17 protein-coding genes are annotated in these 25,720 nt (G+C 72.7%); 4 read left to right on the plus strand and 13 right to left on the minus strand.

Features of this window, described 5'->3' with window-relative positions:
• Positions 1 to 62: 62 nt before the first annotated feature.
• From ACZ34W_RS02605 to ACZ34W_RS02615, 3 genes are all read right to left on the minus strand, one after another.
• A complete protein-coding gene (locus ACZ34W_RS02605; RefSeq protein ID WP_465601008.1) occupies positions 63 to 3,662 on the minus strand; it encodes an Rne/Rng family ribonuclease in 3,600 nt (1,199 codons plus the stop codon).
• A 396-nt stretch (positions 3,663 to 4,058) separates the two neighbouring features.
• Positions 4,059 to 4,859: a TIGR03936 family radical SAM-associated protein gene (locus ACZ34W_RS02610; protein ID WP_329487624.1), complete on the minus strand. Its 801-nt coding sequence runs from the start codon at positions 4,857 to 4,859 to the stop codon at positions 4,059 to 4,061.
• 222 nt (positions 4,860 to 5,081) lie between these two features.
• Positions 5,082 to 7,007, minus strand: a complete 1,926-nt coding sequence (locus ACZ34W_RS02615; RefSeq protein ID WP_329487625.1) for a TIGR03960 family B12-binding radical SAM protein — start codon at positions 7,005 to 7,007, stop codon at positions 5,082 to 5,084.
• Between the two features lie 276 nt (positions 7,008 to 7,283).
• Between ACZ34W_RS02615 and ACZ34W_RS02620 the strand changes: the two genes are divergently transcribed.
• Positions 7,284 to 8,588: a M14 family zinc carboxypeptidase gene (locus ACZ34W_RS02620; RefSeq protein ID WP_465601012.1), complete on the plus strand. Its 1,305-nt coding sequence runs from the start codon at positions 7,284 to 7,286 to the stop codon at positions 8,586 to 8,588.
• 76 nt (positions 8,589 to 8,664) lie between these two features.
• Here the strand turns inward: ACZ34W_RS02620 and rodA are convergent, their stop codons facing one another.
• The 8 genes from rodA to folC all read right to left on the minus strand — a co-directional run bounded on the left by rodA (position 8,665) and on the right by folC (position 17,464).
• Entirely contained in the window at positions 8,665 to 9,864 is a 1,200-nt protein-coding gene (gene rodA / locus ACZ34W_RS02625; protein WP_352289164.1) for a rod shape-determining protein RodA, read from the minus strand.
• Positions 9,861 to 12,122 (minus strand): penicillin-binding protein 2, encoded by a 2,262-nt coding sequence (gene mrdA, locus ACZ34W_RS02630; RefSeq protein WP_465601016.1) that lies wholly within the window; start codon positions 12,120 to 12,122, stop codon positions 9,861 to 9,863. The genes rodA and mrdA overlap by 4 nt, the downstream gene beginning before the upstream one ends.
• A gap of 53 nt (positions 12,123 to 12,175) precedes the next feature.
• Positions 12,176 to 12,817, minus strand: a complete 642-nt coding sequence (gene mreD, locus ACZ34W_RS02635) for a rod shape-determining protein MreD (protein WP_329487629.1) — start codon at positions 12,815 to 12,817, stop codon at positions 12,176 to 12,178.
• Between the two features lie 3 nt (positions 12,818 to 12,820).
• Positions 12,821 to 13,774, minus strand: a complete 954-nt coding sequence (gene mreC, locus ACZ34W_RS02640) for a rod shape-determining protein MreC (protein ID WP_329487630.1) — start codon at positions 13,772 to 13,774, stop codon at positions 12,821 to 12,823.
• A 93-nt stretch (positions 13,775 to 13,867) separates the two neighbouring features.
• Positions 13,868 to 14,893, minus strand: a complete 1,026-nt coding sequence (locus tag ACZ34W_RS02645) for a rod shape-determining protein (RefSeq protein WP_305067939.1) — start codon at positions 14,891 to 14,893, stop codon at positions 13,868 to 13,870.
• Positions 14,894 to 15,202: 309 nt separating this feature from the next.
• Complete coding sequence (gene ndk / locus ACZ34W_RS02650; RefSeq protein ID WP_465601020.1) at positions 15,203 to 15,616, minus strand: nucleoside-diphosphate kinase; 414 nt, start codon at positions 15,614 to 15,616, stop codon at positions 15,203 to 15,205.
• A 109-nt stretch (positions 15,617 to 15,725) separates the two neighbouring features.
• Complete coding sequence (locus ACZ34W_RS02655; RefSeq protein ID WP_329487632.1) at positions 15,726 to 16,070, minus strand: DUF4233 domain-containing protein; 345 nt, start codon at positions 16,068 to 16,070, stop codon at positions 15,726 to 15,728.
• Positions 16,071 to 16,072: 2 nt separating this feature from the next.
• Positions 16,073 to 17,464 carry a bifunctional tetrahydrofolate synthase/dihydrofolate synthase gene (gene folC, locus ACZ34W_RS02660; RefSeq protein ID WP_329487633.1) on the minus strand — a complete coding sequence of 464 codons (1,392 nt, stop codon included), beginning with the start codon at positions 17,462 to 17,464 and terminating at the stop codon, positions 16,073 to 16,075.
• 174 nt (positions 17,465 to 17,638) lie between these two features.
• Here folC and ACZ34W_RS02665 point away from each other — a divergent pair, with 174 nt between their 5' ends.
• The 3 genes from ACZ34W_RS02665 (at position 17,639) to ACZ34W_RS02675 (ending at position 22,031) form a co-directional block, all read left to right on the plus strand.
• The gene (locus ACZ34W_RS02665; RefSeq protein ID WP_329487634.1) at positions 17,639 to 19,072 is read left to right on the plus strand and encodes a glycosyltransferase family 2 protein; all 1,434 of its coding nucleotides are present in this window, start codon (positions 17,639 to 17,641) and stop codon (positions 19,070 to 19,072) included.
• Positions 19,073 to 19,187: 115 nt separating this feature from the next.
• Positions 19,188 to 20,330, plus strand: coding sequence for a non-hydrolyzing UDP-N-acetylglucosamine 2-epimerase (gene wecB, locus ACZ34W_RS02670; protein WP_465601025.1), 1,143 nt, complete (start codon positions 19,188 to 19,190; stop codon positions 20,328 to 20,330).
• Positions 20,331 to 20,495: 165 nt separating this feature from the next.
• Positions 20,496 to 22,031, plus strand: coding sequence for a chitinase (locus ACZ34W_RS02675; protein WP_465601028.1), 1,536 nt, complete (start codon positions 20,496 to 20,498; stop codon positions 22,029 to 22,031).
• A gap of 28 nt (positions 22,032 to 22,059) precedes the next feature.
• Here the strand turns inward: ACZ34W_RS02675 and ACZ34W_RS02680 are convergent, their stop codons facing one another.
• Together ACZ34W_RS02680 and ACZ34W_RS02685 are read right to left on the minus strand one after the other, a co-directional pair.
• The gene (locus ACZ34W_RS02680) at positions 22,060 to 22,587 is read right to left on the minus strand and encodes a hypothetical protein (RefSeq protein WP_329487637.1); all 528 of its coding nucleotides are present in this window, start codon (positions 22,585 to 22,587) and stop codon (positions 22,060 to 22,062) included.
• A 315-nt stretch (positions 22,588 to 22,902) separates the two neighbouring features.
• Entirely contained in the window at positions 22,903 to 25,515 is a 2,613-nt protein-coding gene (locus ACZ34W_RS02685) for a valine--tRNA ligase (protein ID WP_329492098.1), read from the minus strand.
• Positions 25,516 to 25,720 lie beyond the last annotated feature (205 nt).

Raw genomic sequence — 25,720 nt, forward strand, 5'->3', positions numbered from 1 at the left:
CTCGGGGGCAAACCGGGCCGTCCCGGTCCGGGGCGGGCGCGAGCCCGCCCCGGACCGACGCACTACTCGGCTGCCGAATCACCCTCGGCGGCCGCGGCCTTCTTGGCCGCCGCGCTCGTCCGCTTGGTGGCGGTCTTGCGGGCGGTGGTCTTCTTCGCGGCGGCCGCCGTGGTGGTGGTCTTCTTGGCGGCCGTCTTCTTCGCGGTGGTCTTGCGGGCGGCCCGCTTCTTCGGGGCCGGCGCCTCCTCGGCGGGCTCCTCGGCCGGGGCGGCCTCGGCGGCGGGCTCCGGCGTACCGGTCTCCGCGGCCGGCTCGGGCTCCGTCGCGACCGGCTCGGTCGCGGCCGGCGCCTCGACGGGTGCCTCGACGGCCTCCGCCACCGGCTCGGCCGGGGCCTCGGCGGGCGTCTCGACGGCCGCGAAGGCCGCCTGCAGCGCCGCGTCGGCACGGGCCTGCAGCACCACGATCTCGGCCTCGGCGGGCGCCCCGGCCGGAGCCGTCGCCTTGCGCACCGCCCGGCGGCGGGTGCGGCCGGCCGGCGCCGCCGTGGCGGCGGGGATCTCGACCAGGCTCGGCTGGGCCGTCTCCTCGACGACCACCGGCTCGGTCACCGGCTCGGTCACCGGCTCGACGACGGCCTCGGCCTCGACCTCGGCCACCGGCACGTCGATCGCGAGCTGCCCCTCGACCTCCTCGTGCTCCGGAGCCTCGATGTCGGCCTCGACCACGGTCTGCGCCTCGTCCTGGGCGCCGCCGCCCTTGCCCCGGCGCCGGCGCTTGCCGCCGCCCGAGGCCGGCTCGCCCGCCGCGACGGCGTGGCCGCCACCGGTGTGGACGTGGCTGCTCGGCTGCTCCATGTGGACGATCACGCCGCGCCCGTTGCAGTGGACACACGGCTCGGAGAAGGACTCCAGCAGGCCCTGGCCGACCCGCTTGCGGGTCATCTGGACCAGGCCCAGCGAGGTGACCTCGGCCACCTGGTGCTTGGTCCGGTCCCGGCCCAGGCACTCCAGCAGACGGCGCAGCACCAGGTCCCGGTTGGACTCCAGCACCATGTCGATGAAGTCGATCACGATGATGCCGCCGAGGTCGCGCAGCCGCAGCTGGCGCACGATCTCCTCGGCCGCCTCGATGTTGTTGCGGGTGACGGTCTCTTCGAGGTTGCCGCCCTGACCGACGAACTTGCCGGTGTTGACGTCGATGACGACCATCGCCTCGGTGCGGTCGATCACCAGCGAACCGCCGCTGGGCAGCCAGACCTTGCGGTCCAGCGCCTTCATCAGCTGCTCGTCGATCCGGTAGGTCGCGAACACGTCGACCTCGGAGGTCCACCGCTGCAGGCGCTCGGCCAGGTCGGGGGCCACGTTGGAGACGTAGTCGTGGATGGTGTTCCACGCCTCGGTGCCGGAGACGATGACCTTGGTGAAGTCCTCGTTGAAGATGTCGCGGACGACCCGGACGGTCATGTCCGGCTCGCCGTAGAGCAGCGCGGGGGCGTTGCCGGTCGCGGCCTTCTTCTGGATCTCCTCCCACTGCTGCTGGAGGCGCTGGACGTCACGGGTCAGCTCGTCCTCGGAGGCGCCCTCGGCGGCGGTGCGCACGATGACGCCCGCGTCGTCCGGGACGATCTTCTTGAGGATCTGCTTCAGACGGGCCCGCTCGTTCTCGGGCAGCTTGCGCGAGATGCCGGTCATCGAGCCCTCGGGCACGTAGACCAGGTAGCGGCCGGGCAGCGAGATCTGGCTGGTCAGGCGGGCGCCCTTGTGGCCGATCGGGTCCTTGGAGACCTGCACCAGGACGGACTGGCCGGACTTCAGCACCGACTCGATCCGGCGCGGGCCACCGTGGCCGCCCAGCGAGCCGAAGTTCACCTCACCGGCGTACAGCACCGCGTTGCGGCCCTTGCCGATGTCGACGAAGGCGGCCTCCATCGACGGCAGCACGTTCTGGACCTTGCCCAGGTAGACGTTGCCGACGTACGAGGTGGCCTGCTCCTTGTTGACGTAGTGCTCGACCAGCACGCCGTCCTCGAGGACGCCGATCTGGGTGCGCTGGCCGTTCTGGCGCACCACCATGACGCGCTCGACCGACTCGCGACGGGCCAGGAACTCGGCCTCGGTGATGATCGGCACCCGGCGGCGGCCCAGCTCGCGGCCCTCACGGCGGCGCTGCTTCTTGGCCTCCAGTCGGGTGGAGCCCTTGATGGACTGCACCTCGTCCGGGTCGAACGACGGCTCGGTGGAGCGGCGGCGCGGCTCGCGCACCTTCACCACCGTGCGGACGCCGTCCTCGGTGGTCTCGGCCGCCTCGCCGGCACCGGCCTCGCCACTGCGACGGCGGCGACGACGGCGACGACGGGACGAGGCCAGGCCGGCCGACAGGTCGTCGTCGTCCTCGCCGTCCTCGTCCTCGGCCTCGGCGGCCGGCTCCTGGACGGGCTGCTCGGTCTCGGCCGTCTCGGCCTCGAAGTCCTCGGCCTCGCCACGACGGCGGCGGCGGCCGCCCCGGCGGCGACGGCGGGACGGACGACCGTCCTCCCACTCGTCCTCGGCCTCGGGACCGGCGGCGGGCGCCTCGACGGCGGCCGGGGCCGCGACCGGGGCGGGCGGCGCGACCGGGGCCTCGACCACGGGAGCGGCGGGCGCCACCGGAGCGGCGGCGGCGGCCGACTTGCGGCGGTTCGGGGTCTGCACCCGCACCTGGGTGCGGGTACGGCGACGGCGGCCGACGCCGCTGTACTCGTACTCGTCCTCCTCCGTGCTCTTCACGGCGGGGGCCTCGGCCGGAGCCGGGGTCTCGGCCGGGGCGGCCGCGGCGGGGGCGGCGGCGGCCGGGGCGGCGGCGGCCGGGGCCGACGGCGCGGTGTAGGGGGCCGGCTCCTGGAAGACGGGGGCCTGGAAGATCGCGGTGGACGGGCGGACCGCGCGGCGGCGCACCCGGTGGGTCGGCTCGGCCTCGGCGACCGGCGCGGGGGCCGGGGCGGGCTCCGGCTCGGCGGCGGGCGCGACGGCCTCGGCCTCCTCGGCGGGCTCCTCCTCCGCGGCGGGCTCCTCGACCGGGGCCTCCTCGACGACCGGCGCGGCCTCGGCCACGCGGCGGCGACGGGGGCGGCGGGCGGGGGCCGCGGGGGCCTCCTCGACCGGCGCGGCCTCGGCGGCGGGCGCCTCGGCGGGTGCGGCCTCGACCGGGGTCTCGACGGGTGCGTCGGCCGGGGCGGGCGCGCTCACCGGCGCCTCGGCCCGCTTGCGGGTCCGGCGGGCCCTGGCGGGCTTCTCGGCCACGGGCTCGGCGGCCGGCGCCTTCACGGCGGGGGCCTCTGCGGCGGGCGCCTCGGCCTCGGCCGGCGTGACGACGATCGGGGTGGCCTCCGGCGCCCCGGCGGGCGCCTCGGCCCGCTTGCGGGTCCGGCGGGCCCGGACCGGCTTCTCGGCGGCCGGCTCGGCGGCCGGCGCCTCCACGGCGGGGGCCTCGGCGGCGGGCGCCTCGGCCGCGATGACCGTCTCGGCGCCGTCGGCGGCCGCGCCCTGCGGGGTGCCCGCGGGGCGGGACACCGCACGGCGGCGGCGGCGCGGCGGTGCGCCGGTCGTGCCGTCGCCGGTGGCGGCGGTGTTCTCGTTCGGTTCCGTCGCCGCGTTCTGCTGCGGATCGGTGTTATCGAGCATGCGGGTGGATCTCCCGTCAGGCCCCCGGGCTCCGTATCCGGGCACGGCAGGGCACCGGTGGCCGGCCGGCATCACGAGGATGCTCGGGCCGGACCCTTTCCTGGTGCCGCCGTGCGGACGCGAGGCCGCACAGGGGCTCGTAGTCTCGCTCGGCGCCCCGCACGCGGCGGGGTGTCGAAAGTCTTCTGGTCTGCCCAGTCTTCTGAGGTTTTCCCAAGCTGCGCCGTTCCCCAACCCCGGGTGGCTCCCGGACGGGGACCTCGGGCCCACCGACCATCCGGGTCGGCGGGCCGCAAGAGGCCGGCCTGTGCTTCGACGACGCTCGCTCCCCTGGGGAGCCGCGGGGGCCTGGAGGACCAACGGGTCCAGTGAGGCACTGGACCAGGCCTCCGCCCGCTAGGCGGACGCGGTTGCGCGCGGCTCGTCGGCGGCCACAGGGCCGGCCGGGGCCGCGGCGCGGTCGAGCGCCAGCGGGTCGGTCACCGTGCCGGTCTCCTCGTCGAGCGGCCCCTGCGCCAGCCTGGTCACCTCTGCGGGGACCGGCGGCGCCAGGTCAGCCGTCGCACGGAGACCGGACAATACGTCGTCGGGTCGTACGGCTGGTGTGGCGTGTCGTACTACCAGGCGCAGTATCGCACAGGCACGGCCGGTCCGAACATCGCGGGCCCCTTCGCCCTCCGTGTCCGCACCGTCGTCGACCTGCGGCGAGAGGATTTCCAGCGCCGCGACCGCGCCGCGCGCGTCGAAGACGCGCACGCCGTTCTTGGTGCGGCGTTCGACCTCGACCCGCTCCTCGGCGAGGAAGGCGGCGGCCGCGCGGGACGCCTCCGGCCCGGTGACACCGTCCAGCCGGACCTGCCATTCGGAGGCTTCCAGACGCTCGACGAAGTTCGGCGTCCGGACTTCGACCGCGTCGATGATGTCGAGGCCCTTCGGCAGCGACTCGTCCAGCTGCGCGCGCAGCTCCTCGGGGTCGCGGTGGGCCGCCAGGCCGATCTCCAGGTACTCCGCCTCGCTGGCCACCCCGGTGGGGGCCGCGTTGGCGTAGGACACCTTCGGGTGCGGTGTGAAGCCGGCCGAGTAGGCCATCGGCACGGCCGACCGGCGCAGGGCGCGCTCGAAGGCGCGCTGGAAGTCGCGGTGGCTGGTGAAGCGGAGCCGGCCGCGCTTGGTGTAGCGGAGACGGATCCGCTGCACCGTCGGCGCGGGCGGCGGACCGTCGGGCGTACGGCGTGCCAGAGTCGCTCAGTCCTTAGTCAGATGTCCCCGTCCGGCGTGACACGATCGCGCCACTCTCCGGACTCTGTCACCCAAAGGGTACGCGCCCGCGCGCCACCTTCGCTCCGCCCCTGGTCAGCCCGGATGCGCGAAACCCCGGCCGGAGCGCCCGGCCGGGGTCCCGCGATGGCGTGCGCCGCCCTACTTGACGACCGTCAGCGGCAGGAGCTTCTTGCCCGTCGGGCCGATCTGGATGGCCGTGTCCATCTGAGGACAGACACCGCAGTCGAAGCACGGGGTCCAGCGGCAGTCGTCGACCTCGACCTCTTCGAGGGCGTCCTGCCAGTCCTCCCAGAGCCAGTCCTTGTCGAGGCCGCTGTCCAGGTGGTCCCAGGGCAGCACCTCCTCGTAGGTGCGCTCGCGGGTGGTGTACCAGTCGACGTCGACGCCGGTGCCGGCCAGGCCCTTCTCGGCCGAGGCCATCCAGCGGTCGTAGGAGAAGTGCTCGCGCCAGCCGTCGAAACGGCCGCCGTCCTCGTAGACCGCCCGGATGACGGCGCCGATCCGGCGGTCACCCCGGGAGAGCAGGCCCTCGACGATGCCGGGCTTGCCGTCGTGGTAGCGGTAGCCGATGTTCTTGCCGTACTTGCGGTCGCCGCGGATCGAGTCGCGCAGCTTGGCCAGCCGGGCGTCGGTGTCCTCGGCGGACAGCTGCGGGGCCCACTGGAACGGGGTGTGCGGCTTGGGCACGAATCCGCCGATCGAGACGGTGCAGCGGATGTCGTTCTGGCCGGTGACCTCGCGCCCCTTCTGGATGACGTTCTTCGCCATCTCACCGATCTGGAGGACGTCCTCGTCGGTCTCGGTGGGCAGGCCGCACATGAAGTACAGCTTCACCTGGCGCCAGCCGTTGCCGTACGCGGTGGAGACGGTGCGGATGAGGTCCTCCTCCGACACCATCTTGTTGATCACCTTGCGCATGCGCTCACTGCCGCCCTCGGGGGCGAAGGTGAGGCCCGAGCGGCGGCCGTTGCGGCTGAGCTCGTTGGCGAGGTCGATGTTGAAGGCGTCGACCCGGGTGGACGGCAGCGACAGACCGATCTTGTCCTCGGTGTAGCGGTCGGCCAGGCCCTTGGCGATGTCACCGATCTCGGTGTGGTCGGCGCTGGACAGCGACAGCAGGCCGACCTCCTCGAACCCGGTGGCCTTCAGCCCGCGCTCCACCATCTCGCCGATGCCGGTGATGCTTCGCTCCCGCACGGGGCGCGTGATCATGCCGGCCTGGCAGAAGCGGCAGCCGCGGGTGCAGCCGCGGAAGATCTCGACGGACATTCGCTCGTGCACCGTCTCGGCGAGCGGGACGAGCGGCTGCTTGGGGTAGGGCCACTCGTCGAGGTCCATCACGGTGTGCTTGGAGACCCGCCACGGCACGCCCGGCGCGTTCGGCACCACTCGGGCGATCCGGCCGTCGGCCAGGTACTCCACGTCGTAGAACCGGGGGACGTACACGCCGCCGGTGCGCGCCAGGCGCAGCAGCAGCTCGTCGCGCCCGCCCGGGCGGCCCTCGGCCTTCCAGCCGCGGACCAGCTCGGTGATGTCCAGGACGGCCTGCTCGCCGTCGCCCACCACCGCGCAGTCGATGAAGTCGGCGATCGGCTCGGGGTTGAACGCGGCGTGGCCGCCGGCCAGCACGATCGGGTCGTCCACCGTCCGGTCGCGGGCCTCCAGCGGGATGCCGGCCAGGTCGAGCGCGGTCAGCATGTTGGTGTAGCCGAGCTCGGTGGAGAACGAGAGCCCGAACACGTCGAAGGCCTTGACCGGCCGGTGCGCGTCCACGGTGAACTGCGGGACGTCGTGCTCGCGCATGAGCGCTTCGAGATCCGGCCAGACGCTGTAGGTGCGCTCGGCGAGCACGCCCTCGCGCTCGTTGAGCACCTCGTAGAGGATCATGACGCCCTGGTTGGGCAGGCCGACCTCGTAGGCGTCGGGGTACATCAGCGCCCAGCGGACGTCGCAGGCGTCCCAGTCCTTGACGGTCGAGTTGAGCTCGCCGCCGACGTACTGGATCGGCTTCTGGACGTGCGGGAGGAGGGCCTCCAGGCGTGGGAAGACCGATTCGACAGTCATGTACTAGGAACCCTTACGACGTTGAATGGTGTCGCTGGCATCGGACCCGGTGGGGTGGTGCGCGACGGCTGGGAGGGGTGACCCTCAAGGGTAGCCGAATCCCGGGACGCTCCGGCCGGCCGCGGGCCTGGGCCGGCCCCCGAGCGGGGGTCGAATCGGCTGTTGACAGCCCCGGACGGCCCATGCGGTACTGGCAGGGCTCCGCCGGGAGGCCCTGCACGCCATCGGGACAAGGAAGTTGACCATGCACGACGGCACCGACACCGGCCTCCTGACATGACCGACACCGGCCGGCGGGTGCCCCAGTGCCACCCCGCGCCCGAGCAGGCGGACCGCTACCTCACGGTGGCCCGCGCCGAGGCGGCGGCCCGCCGGCTCGCCCGCCGCCATCCGGGCCGCTGCCGGCTGCGGGAGGTGGGCCGCTCCCGGGCCGGGCACCCGCTGCTGCTGCTCTCCGTGGACGCGGGCCCGGACGCCGTCCTGGTGGTCGGCGGCCCGCACCCCAACGAGCCGGTCGGCGTCAGCAGCGCCCTGCGGCTGGCCGAGCGGCTGCTGGACCACCCGCCCCGGCCGGGCGTCTCCTGGCACATCCTGCCCTGCCTGGACCCGGACGGCGCCGCGTTCAACGCCGGCTGGCTGGACGGCCCGCTCACCATGCGCCGCCACTACGAGCACTTCTTCCGGCCCTCCTTCGAGGAGCAGCCCGAGCTGCTGCCGCCCGCCGGCGCCGACCGCGCGCCGATGCCGGAGAGCCTGGCGCTGACCGGTCTGATCGACGAGCTGCGGCCGTTCCTGCAGTGCTCCCTGCACGGCGTGGACTTCGGCGGCGCCTTCGTGCAGCTCACCGGGCCCGTCCCGGGCCTGTCCGAGCGCTTCGGCCGCTCGGCGGCGCGCGGCGCCGTCCCGCTGGACGTCGACTCGTACGACGCGGTCGGCTGGGCCAGCCCCGCCCCCGGGACGTACCTGATGCCCGCGCCCGGCGGCTCCGGCGTGTCCCGGGCGCTCCCGGACGAGCCCGAGCTGTCAACCTGGTCGTACGCCGGCCGCCACGGCGGGGTGACGGCCGTCCTGGAGGTGCCGATGTGGGCCGTCGACGCGGTGGGGGACGGCCGCCGGCACCCGGCCGTCCGGCAGGCGGTCGGGACCGCCGCCCGGGTGCTGCGGGACCGCGCCGAGGAGCTGTCCGGCGTGCTCGTACACGTCCCGCCGCACGCCCGTCGGGCCTACGGCCCGATGGTGCGCGCCGTGGAGTTCACGCTGGCGGTCTGCTCGCCGGTCGCCGACGAGTGGCTGGAGCAGTGGTGCGCCCAGCCGCTCACCGTCTCCCGGGTGACCACCGCCGGGCTCGCCGCCGCGCGGATCCCGCTGCGGGTGGCCTCGGTGCTGCTGCGCCTGCTGGCGGACACCGGGGGTCCGGCCGTGGACGCCGCCCGCGAGCGGGCGCTCGGGATCGTCACCGAGAGCCTGGACCAGTTGCGCCACCGCTTCGGCGCCCGCTGGGTGCCGGTGGAGGTCCAGACCGCCCACCAGACCCGCGCGGTGCTGGCCGCGGCCGCCTGCCTGCGCGGCCGGAGCCGGTAGCGGCGGGCCGCCCGCACGGCGGCGGGGCCGGTCCGGGGGGTGACCCCGGACCGGCCCCGCCGGTGCGTCCGTGCGCTCAGGCCGCTATCGGCCGCTGGCTCTGCACCGCCTGCAGCAGTCCGATCGCCACCCAGGTCGAGAACATCGACGACCCTCCGTAGGAGACGAACGGCAGCGGGATGCCGGCCACCGGCATGATGCCCAGGCACATCCCTATGTTCTCGAAGCCCTGGAAGGCGAACCAGGCGACCACTCCGGCGGCCACGATGGTGCCGTACAGGTCGGTGGCGTGCCGGGCGATCCGGCAGGCCCGCCAGAGCACCACGCCGAGCAGCACGATGATGGCCATCGCCCCGAGGAAGCCCAGCTCCTCGCCGGCCACCGTGAAGACGAAGTCGGTCTGCTGCTCCGGCACGAACTGCCCGGTGGTCTGCGTCCCGTGGAACAGGCCCTTGCCGGTGAGCCCGCCCGAGCCGATCGCGATCCGGGCCTGGGCGGTGTTGTAGCCCACTCCGGACGGGTCCAGCGCCGGGTTGGCGAAGGCCGCGAAGCGGTCGATCTGGTACTTGCTCAGCACCCCGAGCTTCCAGATCGCCACGCAGCCGCCGACGCCGGCCAGGATCAGCCCGAACACCCAGCGGTTGGCCGCGCCGGAGGCGAGCAGGATGCCCAGCACGATGACGGCCATGACCATCACCGACCCGGCGTCCGGCATCAGCATCACGATCGCCATCGGCACGGTGGCCCAGACCAGTCCGCGGAAGACCGCCCGGTGCGAGGGGAACTCCCGCTCCCCCGCGTCCACCTGGTCGGACAGCACCACGGCCATCGCCAGCACGATCGCCAGCTTGGCGAACTCGGCCGGCTGGACGGAGAAGCCGCCGCCGAGCTGGATCCAGGAGTGCTGGCCGTTGATGGTCGAGCCGAGCGGGCTCAGCGTGGCCACCAGCAGCAGGATCACCGCGACGTACAGAAACGGCACCACCGTGCGGAACCGCCGGCTCCCTATCCCTATCACCACCGCGCACAGCACCAGTCCGATCACCACGTTGGTGAGGTGCCGGAACAGGAAGTACTGCGGATCGCCGTGGGTGAGCGAGTCCCGCCCCCGGGTGGCGGACCAGACCAGCAGCGAGCTGCCCAGCGACAGCACCATCGCGGCCAGCAGCAGTATCCAGTCGATCCGCCAGAGCGGGGAGTCCTTGGCGAGGGCCTTCGAGACCCCGCTGCGCTGCGGGGCGAGCCGCAGCTGGCGGTACGAGCCGTAGGAGGTCATGTCCGGCTCCTTCCGGTGCTCCGGTTGGGCTCGACGGCGGTGGCGTCCACCGCGGCGAGCGCGATCGGCGGGCCGGCCGGCGGTGCCGGGTCCAGGAAGACCCGCGGCGAGCCGCCGGTCACGCCCGGGTCCCCGGCGGCGGCGGTGAAGCCGGCCGGCTTGATGATGGCGGTGCCGTCCGCGTTGAACTTCGGCAGCTCGGCCTGCGGCTTGGGCAGCAGTGCCTTGCCGTTGTCGATGTTGCCCTTGTCGTCGACGCCGTAGAGCGACTGGTAGATCCGTCGGATCGCGTCGCCGGAGCCGCCGGAGCCGGTGCCGCCCTGGCTTATCGTCATCACGACCGCGTAGTCGCCGCTGTAGGTGGTCAGCCACGAGGTGGTCTGCTTGCCCTCGACCTCGGCGGTGCCGGTCTTGGCGTGCAGCTCGATCTTGCCCTGCGGCCAGCCGGCGCCGGTGAACTTCCAGGCGGCGGTACCGCTGGTGACGACGCCCGCGGTGGCCTGGTCGATGTAGCTCAGCAGCTTCTGGTCGCCGGGGAACTTGGCGTCCTCGTGCGGGGCGATCTCGCGGACGAGCTCCCCGCCCGGGCTTATCACCGCCTTGGCGACGGTCGGCCGGTAGAAGGTGCCGCCGTTGGCGAGCGCCGAGTAGATCCGGGCCATCTGGATCGGGGTGACGAGGGTGTCGCCCTGGCCGATCGCGAAGTTGACCGAGTCACCGGCGCGCATCTGGTAGCCGTCGACGCAGTTCTCCCGGGCGATCTGGTCGGAGAAGGTGTTGCCGCCCTTCTCCGCCTGCCGGCACCAGGCGTCCTTGTTGTTGTCGTAGAAGGACTGCTTCCACTGCCGGTCCGGCACCCGGCCGGTGACCTCGCTGGGCAGGTCGATGCCGGTCTTGGCGCCGAGGCCGAACTGGTGGGCGGTCTTGAAGAACCAGTCGGCGGTCTCCTTCTTCGGCTTGATGCCGCCGTCCTTCATCCACTGGTCGTAGGCCAGCCCGTAGAAGACGGTGTCGCAGGAGACTTCGAGCGCCTTCTCCAGCGTGATCGAGCCGAAGCTCTCGCTCTCGAAGTTCTTGAACTCACGGCCGCCGATGGTCATGCTCTTCGGGCACGGGTACGTCCCGTCCAGCGAGTAGCCGGCCTGCACGGCGGCGGTGGTGGAGATGACCTTGAAGGTCGAGCCGGGCGCGGACTGACCCTGTATGGCCCGGTTCAGCAGCGGGAAGTTGGAGTCCTTGCTGGTCAGTGCCTGGTAGTCCTTGCCGGAGATACCGCCCTGCCAGAGGTTGGGGTCGTACGTCGGCGCGCTGGCCATCGCCACGATCCGCCCGGTGTGCACGTCCATGACGACCGCGGCGCCGGAGTCGGCCTCGTAGTTGCGGTTGGTCACCTTGTCGAAGGTCTTCCTGGCGTCGTTCATCGCCTGCGCCAGGTTGTCCTCGACGACCTTCTGCACCCGGGCGTCGATGCTGGTCACCAGGTTGTTGCCGGTCTGCGGCTCGACGATGCCGGCGTTGCCGATCACCCGGCCGAGGTTGTCCACCTCCAGCTTGGTGATCCCGGCCGTCCCGCGCAGGTCGCGGTCGTACACCGACTCCAGGCCGGCGCGGCCGATCTGGTCGGCCGGCAGGTAGCGGTCCAGGCCGGTCTTGTCGGCGGTCTTGCTGACCTCCTCGTCCGTCACCGGCGAGAGGTAGCCGAGCACCTGGGCCATGTTGGCGCCCTCGACGCCGGTGTAGTGGCGCACGGCGGTGGGCTGCGCGGTCACCCCGGGGAAGTCCTCGCGGCGCTCCATCATCTGCAGCGCCTGCTGGGTGGTCGCCTCCTTGGTGACCGGGATCGGCTGGTACGGCGAGCCGTTCCAGCACGGCTGCGGCGTCTTGGCGTCGCAGAGCCGGACCTTCTCCTGGACGTCCTTGGCCGGCATGCCGAGCACCTCGGCGAGCCGGCCCAGCACCGCCTTGCCGCCGTCCTTCTGCTGGAGCAGCGAGGTGCGGCTGACCGAGACCACCAGCCGGGTCTCGTTGCCGGCCAGGATGCGGCCCGAGGCGTCGAGGATCTCGCCGCGCACGGCGGGTTCGACGACCTCGCGGATGTGGTTGCCGGTCGCCTTGGCGGTGTAGACGCTGGCGTTGCGGATCTGCAGGTACCAGAGCCGGCCACCGAGGGTGGCGAGCAGCGACAGCACCAGGATCTGCAGTACCACCAGACGGGTCGTCACCCGCCGGGTACGGCCGGTCTCGGGGATGTTGCTCACGTCTCGTGCGCTCCAGAGTGCGGGGTTCCGGGGTTCATGGGCGAGGGCGGGGGCTACGGCCGCTTGGCGAAGCCGAGCGAGCGCCGCTTCTTGTAGCCCGGCCCGGACGAGGTCTCACGGGTCGTCCGGTAGCGGGCGAGCGTGCCCAGCCCGGGGCCGCCCTCGTCGTCACCGGCCGCGGCGGCCACCGGGTCCCGCCCGAAGCGGCGGCCGATCAGCATCACCGCCGGGACGACGAACGGCGCCAGCAGCAGGTCGTACAGCAGGGCGGTGAGCACCAGGCTGCCGAGGCCGACGTGGCGGGCGGCGGTGTCGCCGACCAGGGCGCCGACCATCGCGTACAGCAGGGTGGAGGCGACCGCCGCGGCGGCCACCACCAGCAGCGCGCTGGAGACCGAGCGCTGCCGGCCGTGGTCGGGGCGCAGCAGTCCGGCGGCGTAGCCCATCAGGCAGAGCACCAGCGCGTAGCGGCCGATCGCGTGGTCGGACGGCGGCGCGAGGTCGGCCAGCAGGCCGGCGGCGAAGCCCACCAGGCAGCCGCCGGTCGGCCCGTAGACCATCGCCAGGCCGACCACCACGAGGAGCAGTATGTCCGGTGTGGCGCCCGGGAGTTGGAGCCTGCCGAAGACGCTGACCTGAAGGATCAGGCCGAGCAGGACGAGGACGGCGGTGACGGGGACGCGGGCGAGGCGCATGGTTCAGTTCCCCCCAGTGGTCTTGGCGGGCGGGGCGGCGGCGGCCGGGACGGCGGGCGCGGCCGGGGCCGGTGCCGCCGCCTGGCCCTGGGCGGCCGGGGCCGGCGGCAGGACGGCGTCGCGCGGGTCGGTGCGCGGCGGCACGACCACCACGCCGACCAGGTCGAGCCGGGTGAACTGGACGAAGGGCTCGACCAGGATCGTCTTGGTCAGCTGGCCCGGGGTCGCCTCGACCTGGACCACCTTGCCGACCGGGACTCCGGGCACGAACGGGCGGCCGCTCTGCGAGCCGAAGGTGACCAGCCGGTCGCCCTCCTTCACCTGGGCCTTGCCGTTCAGCAGGGAGACCTTCATCGCGCTGGTGCCGCCGCCGGAGGCGAAGCCGATCTCCCCGCTGCCCTCCAGCCGGGCCCCGGCGCTGAAGCCCGGGTCGGAGGCGAGCAGGACGGTGGAGGTGGTCGGGGCGACGGTGGTGATCCGGCCGACCAGGCCCTGGCCGTTGATCACCGTCATGTCCCGGGTGAGGCCGTCGTCACCGCCGGCGTCGATGGTGATGGTCCAGGAGAAGCCCTGCGCCGGCCCGATCGCGATCACCTGGGCGGCCTTGACGGTGTACCCGCCGGAGCCGGCGGTGCGCAGCAGGTCGTCGAGTTGCTTGGTGCGTCCGCCGGCCATGTCGGAGGAGGCCAGCTTCTGGCGCAGCTCGGTGTTCTCGCGGGCCAGCTGGTCGGTGCGGCCGCTGTGGCCGGTGGCGTCGCGGAAGGCGCGGACGGTGTCGGCCACCGGGTCGACCACCGTGGCGGCGCCGCGCTCGACCGGGCCGAGGACGCCTGCCGCGGCGCGCCGGGCGCCGCCGAGCGGCGAACTCTCGCCGCCCTTGATGTCCACGGTGATCAGCGCGAAGGCGACGGCCACCAGCAGGATGAGCAGCAGCCGGCTCTCTCGTGTGTCCCTCACGGTGCTGGTACTGCCCCTTCGTACCTGGCCGCCCACCCGGGCTGTGGGCCCGGGCGGGGGCCGTTCAGTTGACTACGAGGTCTGACGTTTCTGCTAACGGCGCGGCTGGGCGTCGAGTACCTGCTGGAGGGCCTCGAACTCCTCGACGCACTTGCCGGAGCCGAGCGCCACGGAGTCCAGCGGGTTCTCGGCGATGTGGATCGGCATGCCGGTCTCGCGGCGCAGCCGCTCGTCCAGGCCGCGCAGCAGGGCGCCGCCGCCGGTGAGCACGATGCCGCGGTCCATGACGTCGCCGGCGAGCTCGGGCGGGCACTGGTCGAGGGTGGTCTTGACCGCGTCGATGATCGAGTTGACCGGCTCGTCGATGGCCTCGCGGACCTCGGCCGCCGAGATGACGACGGTCTTGGGCAGGCCGCTGACCAGGTCGCGGCCGCGGATCTCGGCGTGCTCGTCCTTCTCGCCCTCCAGCGCGAAGGCGGAGCCGATGCTCATCTTGATCTGCTCGGCGCTGCGCTCGCCCAGGAGGAGCGAGTACTCCTTCTTGATGTGCTGGACGATCGCGTTGTCCAGCTCGTCGCCGGCCACCCGGATCGACTGCGCGGTGACGATGCCGCCGAGCGAGATCACGGCCACCTCGGTGGTGCCGCCGCCGATGTCGACCACCATGTTGCCGGTGGCCTCGTGGACCGGCAGGCCGGCGCCGATCGCGGCCGCCATCGGCTCCTCGATGATGTGCACCTGGCGCGCGCCGGCCTGCGAGGAGGCCTCGATCACGGCGCGGCGCTCGACCCCGGTGATGCCCGAGGGAACGCAGACCACGACGCGGGGGCGGGCCAGGTAGCGGCGGCGGTGGATCTTGAGGATGAAGTAGCGGAGCATCCGCTCGGTGATCTCGAAGTCGGCGATCACGCCGTCCTTGAGCGGGCGGATGGCGACGATGTTGCCGGGCGTGCGGCCGATCATCTTCTTGGCCTCGGCGCCGACCGCCAGGATGCCGCCGGTGTTGGTGTTGACCGCGACCACGGACGGCTCGTTGAGCACGATCCCCTTGCCCCTGACGTACACCAGCGTGTTGGCGGTTCCGAGGTCGATCGCCAGATCGCGGCCGATGAACGACAGGTTGGTTGCCATGGGGTGTAGGTGCCTTCCCGGGCTCGGAGTCATTGCGGGGGGTGGACGAGGGAGCGCGCCCACGGCTTGGGCGAAGACGAGCTGACCAGCCGTACCGGGCCCATGAGTCGCGTCCATCGTAGTCACGCCCGCCAGTACGGACGTCGACGTGGGGCATACCGTCCATTGTCCGGAGCGTGATCGCTTCTCCGAGCATTGGGACGCCGTGTCGGCGTCCCCAGTTCCCTATTTCACGATAAGAATGCCCCGGCCGGGCCAATGGTCCCGACCGGGGCACCCGAAGGTCCTGGGTGGTTCTCAGGCGTGCGTCGGGAAGAAGATCTTGATCTCGCGCTCGGCGGACTCCGTGGAGTCGGAGGCGTGGATCAGGTTCTCCCGGGTGATCGTCGCGTAGTCGCCGCGGATGGTGCCGGCACCGGCCTCCAGCGGGTTGGTCGCACCGGCCAGCATCCGGATGCCGGGGACGACCTCCTCGCCCTCGACGATCAGCGCGATCGACGGACCGGAGGTCATGAACTCCAGCAGCGGCTCGTAGAACGGGCGGCCGACGTGCTCCGCGTAGTGCTGCTCCAGCGTCGCCCGGTCGAAGGTCCGCAGCTCGACGGCGGCGAGCCGCCAGCAGGCCTTGCGCTCGATGCGGCTGATGATCTCGCCGGCCAGGCCGCGCTTGACGGCGTCGGGCTTGAGCAGGACGAGAGTGCGCTGGGACACGGTGCGTCTCCTGGGAATTCGGTTCGGCGCGCACCCGGTTCGCGGTGCGGAGTGCGACTACCGCAGAGGTTACCTTGCGTGAGCAGCGGGCCTTGGGCGAGCCCGGGCCCTATGCCGCCGGGACCGCGCCGGCCGCGCGGGCGGCCTTGAACTCGTCGATCTTCCGGCCGTAGTGCACCGAGCACCACCAGAGTCCGGCGAAGACCACGCCCAGGCCGAACATGGTCGGCAGGATGAAGCCGCTGGCGATCAGGCCGAGCTGGAGCACCCAGCCGATCGCGACCGCGCCGGGGCGGGTGATCATGCCGCAGAGCAGCACGCACAGCGCCATCGCGATGCCCGTCACGGTCCACACGGTGGCGGTCGGCACGTCGGACAGCTGCATGGCCACCAGCCCGGCGAAGAGCGCCAGCAGCGCCTCGCCGATCAGCGTCGAGGAACAGAGCGTCCTCATCGTCACTTCCTCCCGAGCAGCAGGCGGGCCTCGCCCACCGTGATGACCGAACCGGTGACCAGCACCCCGGCGCCGCCGAGGTCCCCGTCCTCCTCGGCGAGGGTGACGGCGGCGGCGATGGCGTCGTCGAGCCGGGGCTCGACCTGGACGCGGTCCTCGCCGAAGACCTCGACGGCGAGCGCGGCCAGCGCGTCCGCGTCCATCGCGCGGTGGGTGGAGTTCTGGGTGATGACGACCTCGGCCAGGATCGGCTCGAAGGCCTCCAGCAGGCCGGCCACGTCCTTGTCGCCGCTGGTGCCGATCACGCCGACGAGCCGGGTGAAGCCGAAGGACTCGCCGATCGCGGCCACCGTGGCGCGCGCGCCGTCCGGGTTGTGCGCGGCGTCCAGGACGATGGTCGGGCTGCGGCGGACGACCTCCAGGCGGCCCGGCGAGGCGACGCCGGAGAACGCCTGCCGCACCTTGTCCGCGTCCAGCTGCCCGCCGCGCGCGCCGCCGACACCGAAGAAGGCCTCGACCGCCGCGAGCGCGAGCGCCGCGTTCTGCGCCTGGTGGGCGCCGTGCAGCGGGAGGAAGACGTCCGTGTACTCCTCGCCGCCGAGCCCGCGCAGCGTCACCAGCTGGCCCCCGATGGCGACCTCACGGCGGATCACCCCGAACTCCATGCCCTCGCGGGCCACCGTCGCGTCCACCTCGACGGCGCGCCGCAGGATGTTCTGGGCGGCGTCCAGCTGCTGCTGGGCGACGACCGCGATGGAGCCCGGCTTGATGATCCCGGACTTCTCGACCGCGATCTCGCCGGTGGTCTCGCCCAGCTTGTCGGTGTGGTCCAGCGAGATCGGGGCGATCACCGCGACGGCGGCGTCGATCACGTTGGTGGCGTCCCAGGAGCCGCCCATGCCGACCTCGATCACGCCGACGTCCACCGGGGCGTCGGCGAAGGCCGCGTAGGCCATGCCGGTCAGCACCTCGAAGAAGGACATCGCGACCGGCTCGCGCTCGTCGACCATCCGGACGTAGGGCTCGATGTCCCGGTAGACCTCGACGAACCGCTCGGGGGTGATCGGGGCGCCGTCCAGGCTGATCCGCTCGGTGACGGACTCCACGTGCGGGCTGGTGTAGCGGCCGGTGCGCAGCTCGAAGGTGTTGAGCAGCTGCTCGACCATCCGCGCGGTGGAGGTCTTGCCGTTGGTGCCGGTGATGTGGATCGAGGGGAAGGACCGCTGGGGCTGGCCCAGGATGTCCATCAGCGCCTCGATCCGGTCGAGCGAGGGCTCCAGCTTGTTCTCCGGCCAGCGCTTAGAGAGTTCCACCTCGACGTCGCGCAGGGCGTCGCCGGAGCCGTCGTCGGCGGGGCGGAGGGTGTACGGGTTCGGGTCGGCCTTGTCGCTCACGAGCACAGTCTACGGAGCGGCGTCGCGCGCTCCCGACGGGGTGAGAACCACCACTTTGCCCTGACTTTCCGATTCACCCGATTTACTATTGATTCAGCGAGTTCAGACGGCAATGAAGCATCGATTCGCACCCGAGGGAGACGCATCACCTTTGATCACCAGGAGGACAGTCCCATGCCCGACGCCCTGCGCGAGTCGTTCCTGGTCCATCGGAGCGGTGTCGTCCAACTCGCCGAGCTGCTGTCGCTGGTGCTCCTCGCCTACATGGTCCTGGTGTTCGGCCGCTTCCTCCTCTACTGGGCCGGCTCCCGGCACGCCTTCCGGCACGACCGGCCCGCCGAGCCGGGCGATCCGGCCGCCTTCCAGTGGCACCTGCTGATCCCCTGCCGGGACGAGGAGGCCGTCGTCACCCAGACCCTCGCCGGGCTGCGCGCCGCCGCCCCCGAGGCGCACCTGTGGGTGATCGACGACGACAGCGAGGACCGCACCCGCGAGCTGGTCCTGGCCGCCGCGGAGCGGGACGACCGGATCCACCTCGTCCAGCGCCGCCGTCCGCACGCGCGGATCGGCAAGGGCGCCGCGCTCAACGCCGCCTACCGGAGCGTCGACGCCTGGCTGCCCGAGGACGCCGACCGCGCCCGGGTGATCATCGGCGTCGTCGACGCCGACGGCGAGCTGGAGCCGGGCACCCTGGGCCTGGTCTGCTCCGAACACGCGCTGGCCCGCCCCGACACCGGCGCCGTGCAGATCGGCGTCCGGATGCGCAACGCGGACGACGAACGGCCGCTGCCCGGCCGCGGCCGGACCGCCAACGCGCTGGCCCGCGCGCTGGTCCGGATGCAGGACGTCGAGTTCCAGGCCAACAACGCCGGCATGCAGCTGCTGCGCCGGCGCACCGGCAGCGTCGGTCTCGGCGGAAACGGCCAGTTCGTCCGGCTCACCGCGCTGGACTCGCTCACCGCCGACGAAGGCCGCGAGGGCCGCCCCTGGCCGGAGCGGGCCCTCCTGGAGGACTACGAGTCCGGTCTCGAACTGCGGCTGGCCGGGTGGCGGTTGACACACGTGACGGAGGCCCGGGTGTCCCAGGAGGGGCTGGTCTCGCTCCGCCGCCTCCTCACCCAGCGCACCCGGTGGGCCCAGGGCAACATGCAGTGCCTGCGCTACACCGGGCGGGTGCTGCGCTCGCCGCACTACCGCTGGGCCGGCAAGGCCGAGGTGCTGTACACCTTCCTGCAGCCGGTGGTCTGCGTGCTGCTGGTGGTGCTCACCCCGCTGTCGCTCGGGATCACGGCCGCCGGACTGGCGCTGTTCCCCGAGGACACCGTCGACTTCCAGGCCCGGTTCGGGCCGCTGATGGCCGCCGCCTTCGTGATCGCGACGCTGCCGATGGTGCTCTGGGGCTTCGCCTACCGCCGGCGCGTGCACCCCGACCGGAGCCGGCTCACCGGCCTGCTCTGGGGCGTCCTGGTCTGGCTCTACGCCTACCACCTGTTCCTGGTCGCCACCCGGGCCGCCGTCCGCCTGCTGCTCGGCCGCAACGGCTGGGCCAAGACCAGGCGCAACGCCGAGAAGGTCGCGGTGGGCGCCCCCACCGCCCTCGAGACCTGAGCCGCGCCCGCTCCGCCCTCCACCCGCTTCCGCCTCGACATCCTCGACATCCTCGACGCCCTCGATGCCCGCAGGCGATCCCGCCGTCCCGCCCAGACCCGTCCGGAGTTCCACCGTGTCCCCGTGCCTTCCCCCGCTGCCGCCCGCCAGTGTCGCCGTCGTCCTCGGCACCCGCCCCGAGCTGGTCAAGCTCGCCCCGCTGATCCACGAGCTCGGCGCCGCGACCCGGCTGGTGCACACCGGCCAGCACTGGGACGAGGCGCTGTCCGGCCGCTTCCTGCGCGACCTCGACCTGCCCCGGCCGGAGCTGCTGACCGGGGTCGGCGGCCGCCCGCGGGCCGGCCAGATCGCCCAGTCGCTCGGCCAGCTGGACGCCGCCTTCGCCGAGGACCGGCCCGCCGCCGTCGTCGTCCAGGGCGACACCAACGCCACCCTGGCCGGCGCGCTGGCCGCCAACGCCCGGGAGATCCCGCTGGTGCACGTCGAGGCCGGGCTGCGCAGCTTCGACCGGGCGATGCCCGAGGAGCACAACCGGGTGATGGTCGACCACGTCTCCGACCTGCTCTGCGCCGCCACCGCGGAGAACGCGGCCAACCTGCGCGCCGAGTCGCTGGACGAGGAACGGATCACCGTCACCGGCAACACCGTCGTCGAGGTGGTCCACCGCCGGCTGCCCGACCGGGCCGCCCGGACCGCGCTGCTGGCCTCGCACGGGCTGGAGCCGGACGGCTACGTCCTGGCCACCGTGCACCGGCCGGAGAACACCGACAGCGCCGAGGCCCTGGGCGCCGTCCTCGCCGAACTGGACCGGATCGCCGGGGCCGGCACCCCCGTCCTGTTCCCGATGCACCCGCGGACCGCGGCCGCCGTCGAGCGGTTCGCGCTGGACGGCCTGCTGGAGCGGATCGCCGTGACCGCGCCGGTGGGGTACGCGGAGTTCCTGGGCCTGGCCCGGCACGCGGCACTGCTGGTCTCCGACTCCGGCGGGGTCCAGGAGGAGTGCACCGTACTCGGCCGCCCGCTGCTGGTGGTGCGCCGCTCCACCGAACGCCCGGAGGCCGTCGACGCGGGGTTCGCCGCCCTGGTCGCCCCCGGCGAGGAGCTCGGCGGCCTGGCCCGGACCTGGCTGGCCGACACCCCCGAGCGGCTCGCCCGGCTGGCGGCCACCCCGAGCCCGTACGGGGACGGCCTGGCCTCCGCCCGGATCGCCCGGCTCACGGCAGGGCTCGCCGCGCGGTCGGAGCCCGCCGCCGCCTGACGCCCGGACAGGCACTCTTGACAGCCGGATTGGTCTACTCCACCTTGTGAGGGCAAGTCTCCTCCCCCGACAGGGACTTGAGTTGTCGGTAGCTCCCGCACCAGCGACAGCCGGACGGCTCTCCCCCACGTGAGCCGACGGTCTCCCCCCACAGGAGATGGAGTCATGCCACCTGCCCGACACCGGCGCGCCCGCGTCGTCCACACCCTGCTCGCCGGCGCCTCGGCGATCGCCCTGGGCCTGAGCGGCCTGGTCGTCGCCACCAGCGCCTCCGGCGCGGCGACCGCCGACGTCGACGTGATCGACAACGGCGGCTTCGAGGCCGCCGACCACCTCGGCCACTGGACCTGTCCGTCCGGCGCCGCCGCGGACACCGCCACCGTCCACTCCGGCTCGTACGCGCTGCGCGCCACCCCGGGCTCGGGCGACACCGGCGAGTGCACCCAGACCGTCACCGTGAAGCCCTCGTCCACGTACGCCCTGAGCGCCTGGGTGCAGGGCTCCTACGTCTACCTGGGTGCCCGCGGCACCGGCGGCACCGACCCCGGCACCTGGACCAACTCGGCGGGCTGGTCCAAGCTCTCCACCACCTTCACCACCGGGGCCGCCACCACCAGCGTCACGGTCTACCTGCACGGCTGGTACGGCCAGCCCTCCTACCTGGCCGACGACGTCTCACTGATCGGGCCGGGCGACCCGAAGCCCACCCCGACCGGGACCGCGACCCCCACCGCGACGCCGACCCCGACCCCGACGCCCACCGGGACTCCGACGGTCACCCCGACCGTCACGCCGACCCGGCCGGGGCTGCCCAAGCACCTGCTCACCGGCTACTGGCAGAACTTCGACAACACCGCCACGGTGCAGCGGATCAGCGACGTCCCGGCCGCGTACGACATCATCGCGGTCTCCTTCGCGGACGCCACCGGCACACCCGGGGGCCTGAGCTTCACCCTGGACCCGGCCCTGTCGGCCAAGCTCGGCGGCTACACCGACGCGCAGTTCAAGGCCGACATCGCGGCCAAGAAGGCGGCCGGCAAGAAGGTGGTGCTCTCGATCGGCGGCCAGAACGGCACCGTCTCGGTGAACAGCTCCGCCTCGGCCACCACCTTCGCCAACACCGCCTGGGCCCTGATGCAGAGCTACGGCTTCGACGGGATCGACATCGACCTGGAGAACGGCGTCAGCGCCACCTACATGGGCCAGGCCCTGCACGCGCTGGCGGCGAAGGCGGGCAGCGGGTTCGTCCTCACCATGGCGCCGCAGACCATCGACATGCAGTCGACCGGGATGGAGTACTTCAAGCTGGCGCTGAACGTGAAGGACATCCTCACTATCGTCAACATGCAGTACTACAACTCCGGCGCGATGCTCGGCTGCGACGGGCAGGTGTACTCCCAGGGCAGCGTCAACTTCCTGACCGCGCTCGCCTGCATCCAGCTCAAGGGCGGACTGCGGCCCGACCAGGTCGGGCTCGGGGTGCCCGCCTCCACCAGCGCGGCGGGCGGCGGGTACGTCAGCCCGTCCGTGGTGAACAACGCCCTGGACTGCCTGGCCGCCGGCACCAACTGCGGGAGCTTCAAGCCCGACACCAAGTGGCCCGGCATCGGCGGGGCGATGACCTGGTCGACCAACTGGGACGCCAAGGCCGGCGGCGGCATCGCCGGCACCGTCGGCTCGCACCTGCACGCGATGCCGTAGGCGCGGCCCCCTGGGTCCGGACCGGGTCTCAGACCCCGGCCCGGGCCTCCGGGATCTCGGGGCAGGGGCCGCAGTGCCGGCGCCGCAGTTCGGCGGTGATCTCGGCCAGCTCGCCCTCGGGCAGCAGCGGCAGCATCATGGCGACGCCCTGGAGCAGGCCGCCGAGCAGGAAGGTGGTGTCGGCGGTGGCGGCCACCAGGCCGCGCACCTCGGTCACCTCGCCCGCCGCCACCGCCTCGATCAGGCGGGCCGCGTCGGCGGTGTCCTCGTCCACCGCCACCGCACCGCAGTCGGCCGGGGCGCGGCGGGCCATCGCGTGCAGCACCCGGTCACCCACCTCGGGCGCGTACGCCTTGCGGACCGCCTCGGCGGCGATCCAGGCCAGCAGGGTGGTCACCTCGCGCTCCGCGTGCTCCTCGAAGAGCCGGTCCAGCGCGTGGTCGAAGGCGAGCTGGTTCCCGTGCCGGAACGCGAGCAGCAGCGTCGCCGCCCTGCCCTTGGCCTCCTGGACCGCTTCCACCGGCAGTTCGTCGGCCAACTTCTCGGTCACCATCACGCCATGCCCTCCCGTCGGTCGTCGGCTGGCGAAACTCCGTCACACCGTACACAGCCGACCTGCAAACTTCCGCGAACCCGCGCGGGCAAGACCGGAATGAATTCGGGCGGAATAGGACTTCACCCGGTCCATGATGAATATTCGCCGGAACAGAGCAATGGCACTGGGCTATTAGAGGGCCCATTTCACCGTTCGGCCGGAGCGGCCGGCCGGAGCGCTCCCACCACCCCGGCCGGCGCCCGGCCGAAAGCCCGCGCGAACGCCGAGGGGCCGCACTCCGCGTCGGCGGAGTGCGGCCCCTGGTGAGCCGGCCGGTCAGGCCTGCGGCAGCGCCGCGAGCTGAGCGGTGATCCGGACGATGTCGGCCTCGGCGGCCTCCTGACGGGTCCGGATCTTGGCGACCACGTCGTCCGGCGCCTTGGCGAGGAACGCCTCGTTGCCGAGCTTGCCGGCCGTCTGGGCCTTCTCCTTCTCGGCGGCCGCGAGGTCCTTGGCGAGGCGCTTGCGCTCCGCCGCGACGTCGATGGTGCCGGAGAGGTCCAGCAGCACGGTCGCGCCCGCGACCGGGAGCGAGGCGGTGGCCGAGAAGCCCTCCTCGGGAGCGGTCAGCCGCAGCAGCGAGCGGATCGCGTCCTCGTGGACGGCCAGCACGGTACCGGCCACCTCCAGCCGGGCCGGGACCCGCTGACCCGGCTTCAGGCCCTGGTCGGTGCGGAAGCGCCGGACCTCGGTGACCACCTGCTGGAGCGTGGCGATCTCGGCCTCGGCCGCCGCGTCGCGGTAGCCGCTGTCCGCCGGCCAGTCGGCGATGACCACCGACTCGGCGCCGGTGAGCGTCGTCCACAGGGTCTCGGTGACGAACGGGACGATCGGGTGGAGCAGCCGCAGCGTGACGTCCAGGACCTCGCCGAGCACCCGGCGCGCGGCGTCGGCCTGCGGGCCGCCCTTGGCGAGGGTGGTCTTGGAGAGCTCGACGTACCAGTCGAAGACCTCGTCCCAGGCGAAGTGGTAGAGCGCCTCGGACAGCTTGGAGAACTGGTAGTCCTCGTAGAGCGCGTCCACCTCGGCGACCGTGCTGTTCAGCCGGGACAGGATCCAGCGGTCGGCCGCGGTCAGCTCCTCCGGCGCGGGCAGCGGGCCCTCGACGGTGGCGCCGTTCATCAGCGCGAAGCGGGTGGCGTTCCAGATCTTGTTGGCGAAGTTGCGGGCCGCCTGGACCCAGTCCTCGCCGATCGGGACGTCGACGCCCGGGTTGGCGCCGCGGGCCAGCGTGAAGCGCAGCGCGTCGGAGCCGTACTTGTCCATCCAGTCCAGCGGGTTCACCACGTTGCCGAAGGACTTCGACATCTTCTTGCCGTTCTGGTCACGGACCATGCCGTGCAGCGCGATGGTGTGGAACGGCGGGGTGCCGTCCATCGCGTAGAGGCCGAACATCATCATCCGGGCGACCCAGAAGAAGAGGATGTCGTAGCCGGTCACCAGGACGGCGTTCGGGTAGAACTTCGCCAGGCTGTCGGTCTGCTCGGGCCAGCCGAGGGTGGAGAAGGGCCACAGGCCGGAGGAGAACCAGGTGTCCAGGACGTCGGTGTCCTGGTGCCAGCCCTCACCGGTCGGCGGCTGCTCGTCCGGGCCGACGCAGACGATCTCGCCGGCCGGGCCGTACCAGACCGGGATCCGGTGGCCCCACCAGAGCTGGCGCGAGATGCACCAGTCGTGGAGGTTGTCGACCCAGTCGAAGTAGCGCTTCTCCATCTCCTGCGGGTGGATCTTGACCTTGCCGTCGCGGACCGCGTCGCCCGCGGCCTGGGCGAGCGGGCCGACCTTGACCCACCACTGCATGGACAGCCGCGGTTCGATGGTGGTCTTGCAGCGCGAGCAGTGGCCGACCGAGTGGACGTACGGCCGCTTCTCCGCCACGATCCGGCCCTCGGCGCGCAGCGCGCCGACGATGGCCGAGCGGGCCTCCAGCCGGTCCAGGCCCTGGAACGGGCCGTGCACGGTGATGACCGCGTGCTCGTCCATGACGGCGATCGACGGCAGGCCGTGGCGCTGGCCGATCTCGAAGTCGTTCGGGTCGTGGGCCGGCGTCACCTTGACGGCGCCGGTGCCGAACTCCGGGTCGACGTGGGCGTCGGCGACGACCGGGATGCGGCGGCCGGTCAGCGGCAGCTCGATCTCGGTGCCGACCAGGTGGCGGTAGCGCTCGTCCTCCGGGTGGACCGCGACGGCGGTGTCGCCGAGCATCGTCTCGGCCCGGGTGGTGGCGACGACGATCGAGGCGTCGCCCTCGCCGTAGCGGATGGAGACGAGCTCGCCGTCGTCGTCCTGGTACTCCACCTCGATGTCCGAGATCGCGGTGAGGCAGCGCGGGCACCAGTTGATGATGCGCTCGGCGCGGTAGATCAGCTCGTCGTCGAAGAGCTTCTTGAAGATGGTCTGGACGGCCTGGGAGAGCCCCTCGTCCATGGTGAAGCGCTCGCGGGACCAGTCCACGCCGTCGCCGAGGCGGCGCATCTGACCGGAGATCTGGCCGCCGGACTCCGCCTTCCACTGCCAGACCCGGTCGACGAAGGCCTCCCGGCCGAGGTCGTGGCGGGACTTGCCCTCCTTGGCCAGCTCGCGCTCGACGACGTTCTGGGTGGCGATGCCGGCGTGGTCCATGCCGGGCTGCCAGAGGGCCTCGTAGCCCTGCATCCGCTTGCGGCGGACGAGGGCGTCGATCAGCGTGTGCTCGAAGGCGTGGCCCAAGTGGAGGCTGCCCGTGACGTTCGGCGGCGGGATGACGATGGTGTACGGGGGCTTGTCGCTCTTGGCGTCGGCCGTGAAGTAACCGCGCTCTACCCAGCGCTCGTACAGCTCGCCCTCTACGTCCGCCGGGGCGTAGGTCGTCGGGAGGGTGGCTGCGTCGTCCCCGGCGTGAGTGCTCACGGGGCGCTGGTTCGTGGTGTCGGTCACGACGCACAGTTTACGTACCTGGGGACGTGGGTTACGAACCGCTTTCGGTCCGGGCCCCTCGCGCCCGGCCCGGGCGGGCCGTCGGCCCTGTGCGATAACGTGCCCGCACAATCGTCCGGTCCTTGGTAGGGACACGGAGGACTTCATCACGACAGGCCGCGGGTGCGGCGGGGGAGCA

Source organism: Kitasatospora sp. NPDC022856 (genome assembly GCF_055561235.1).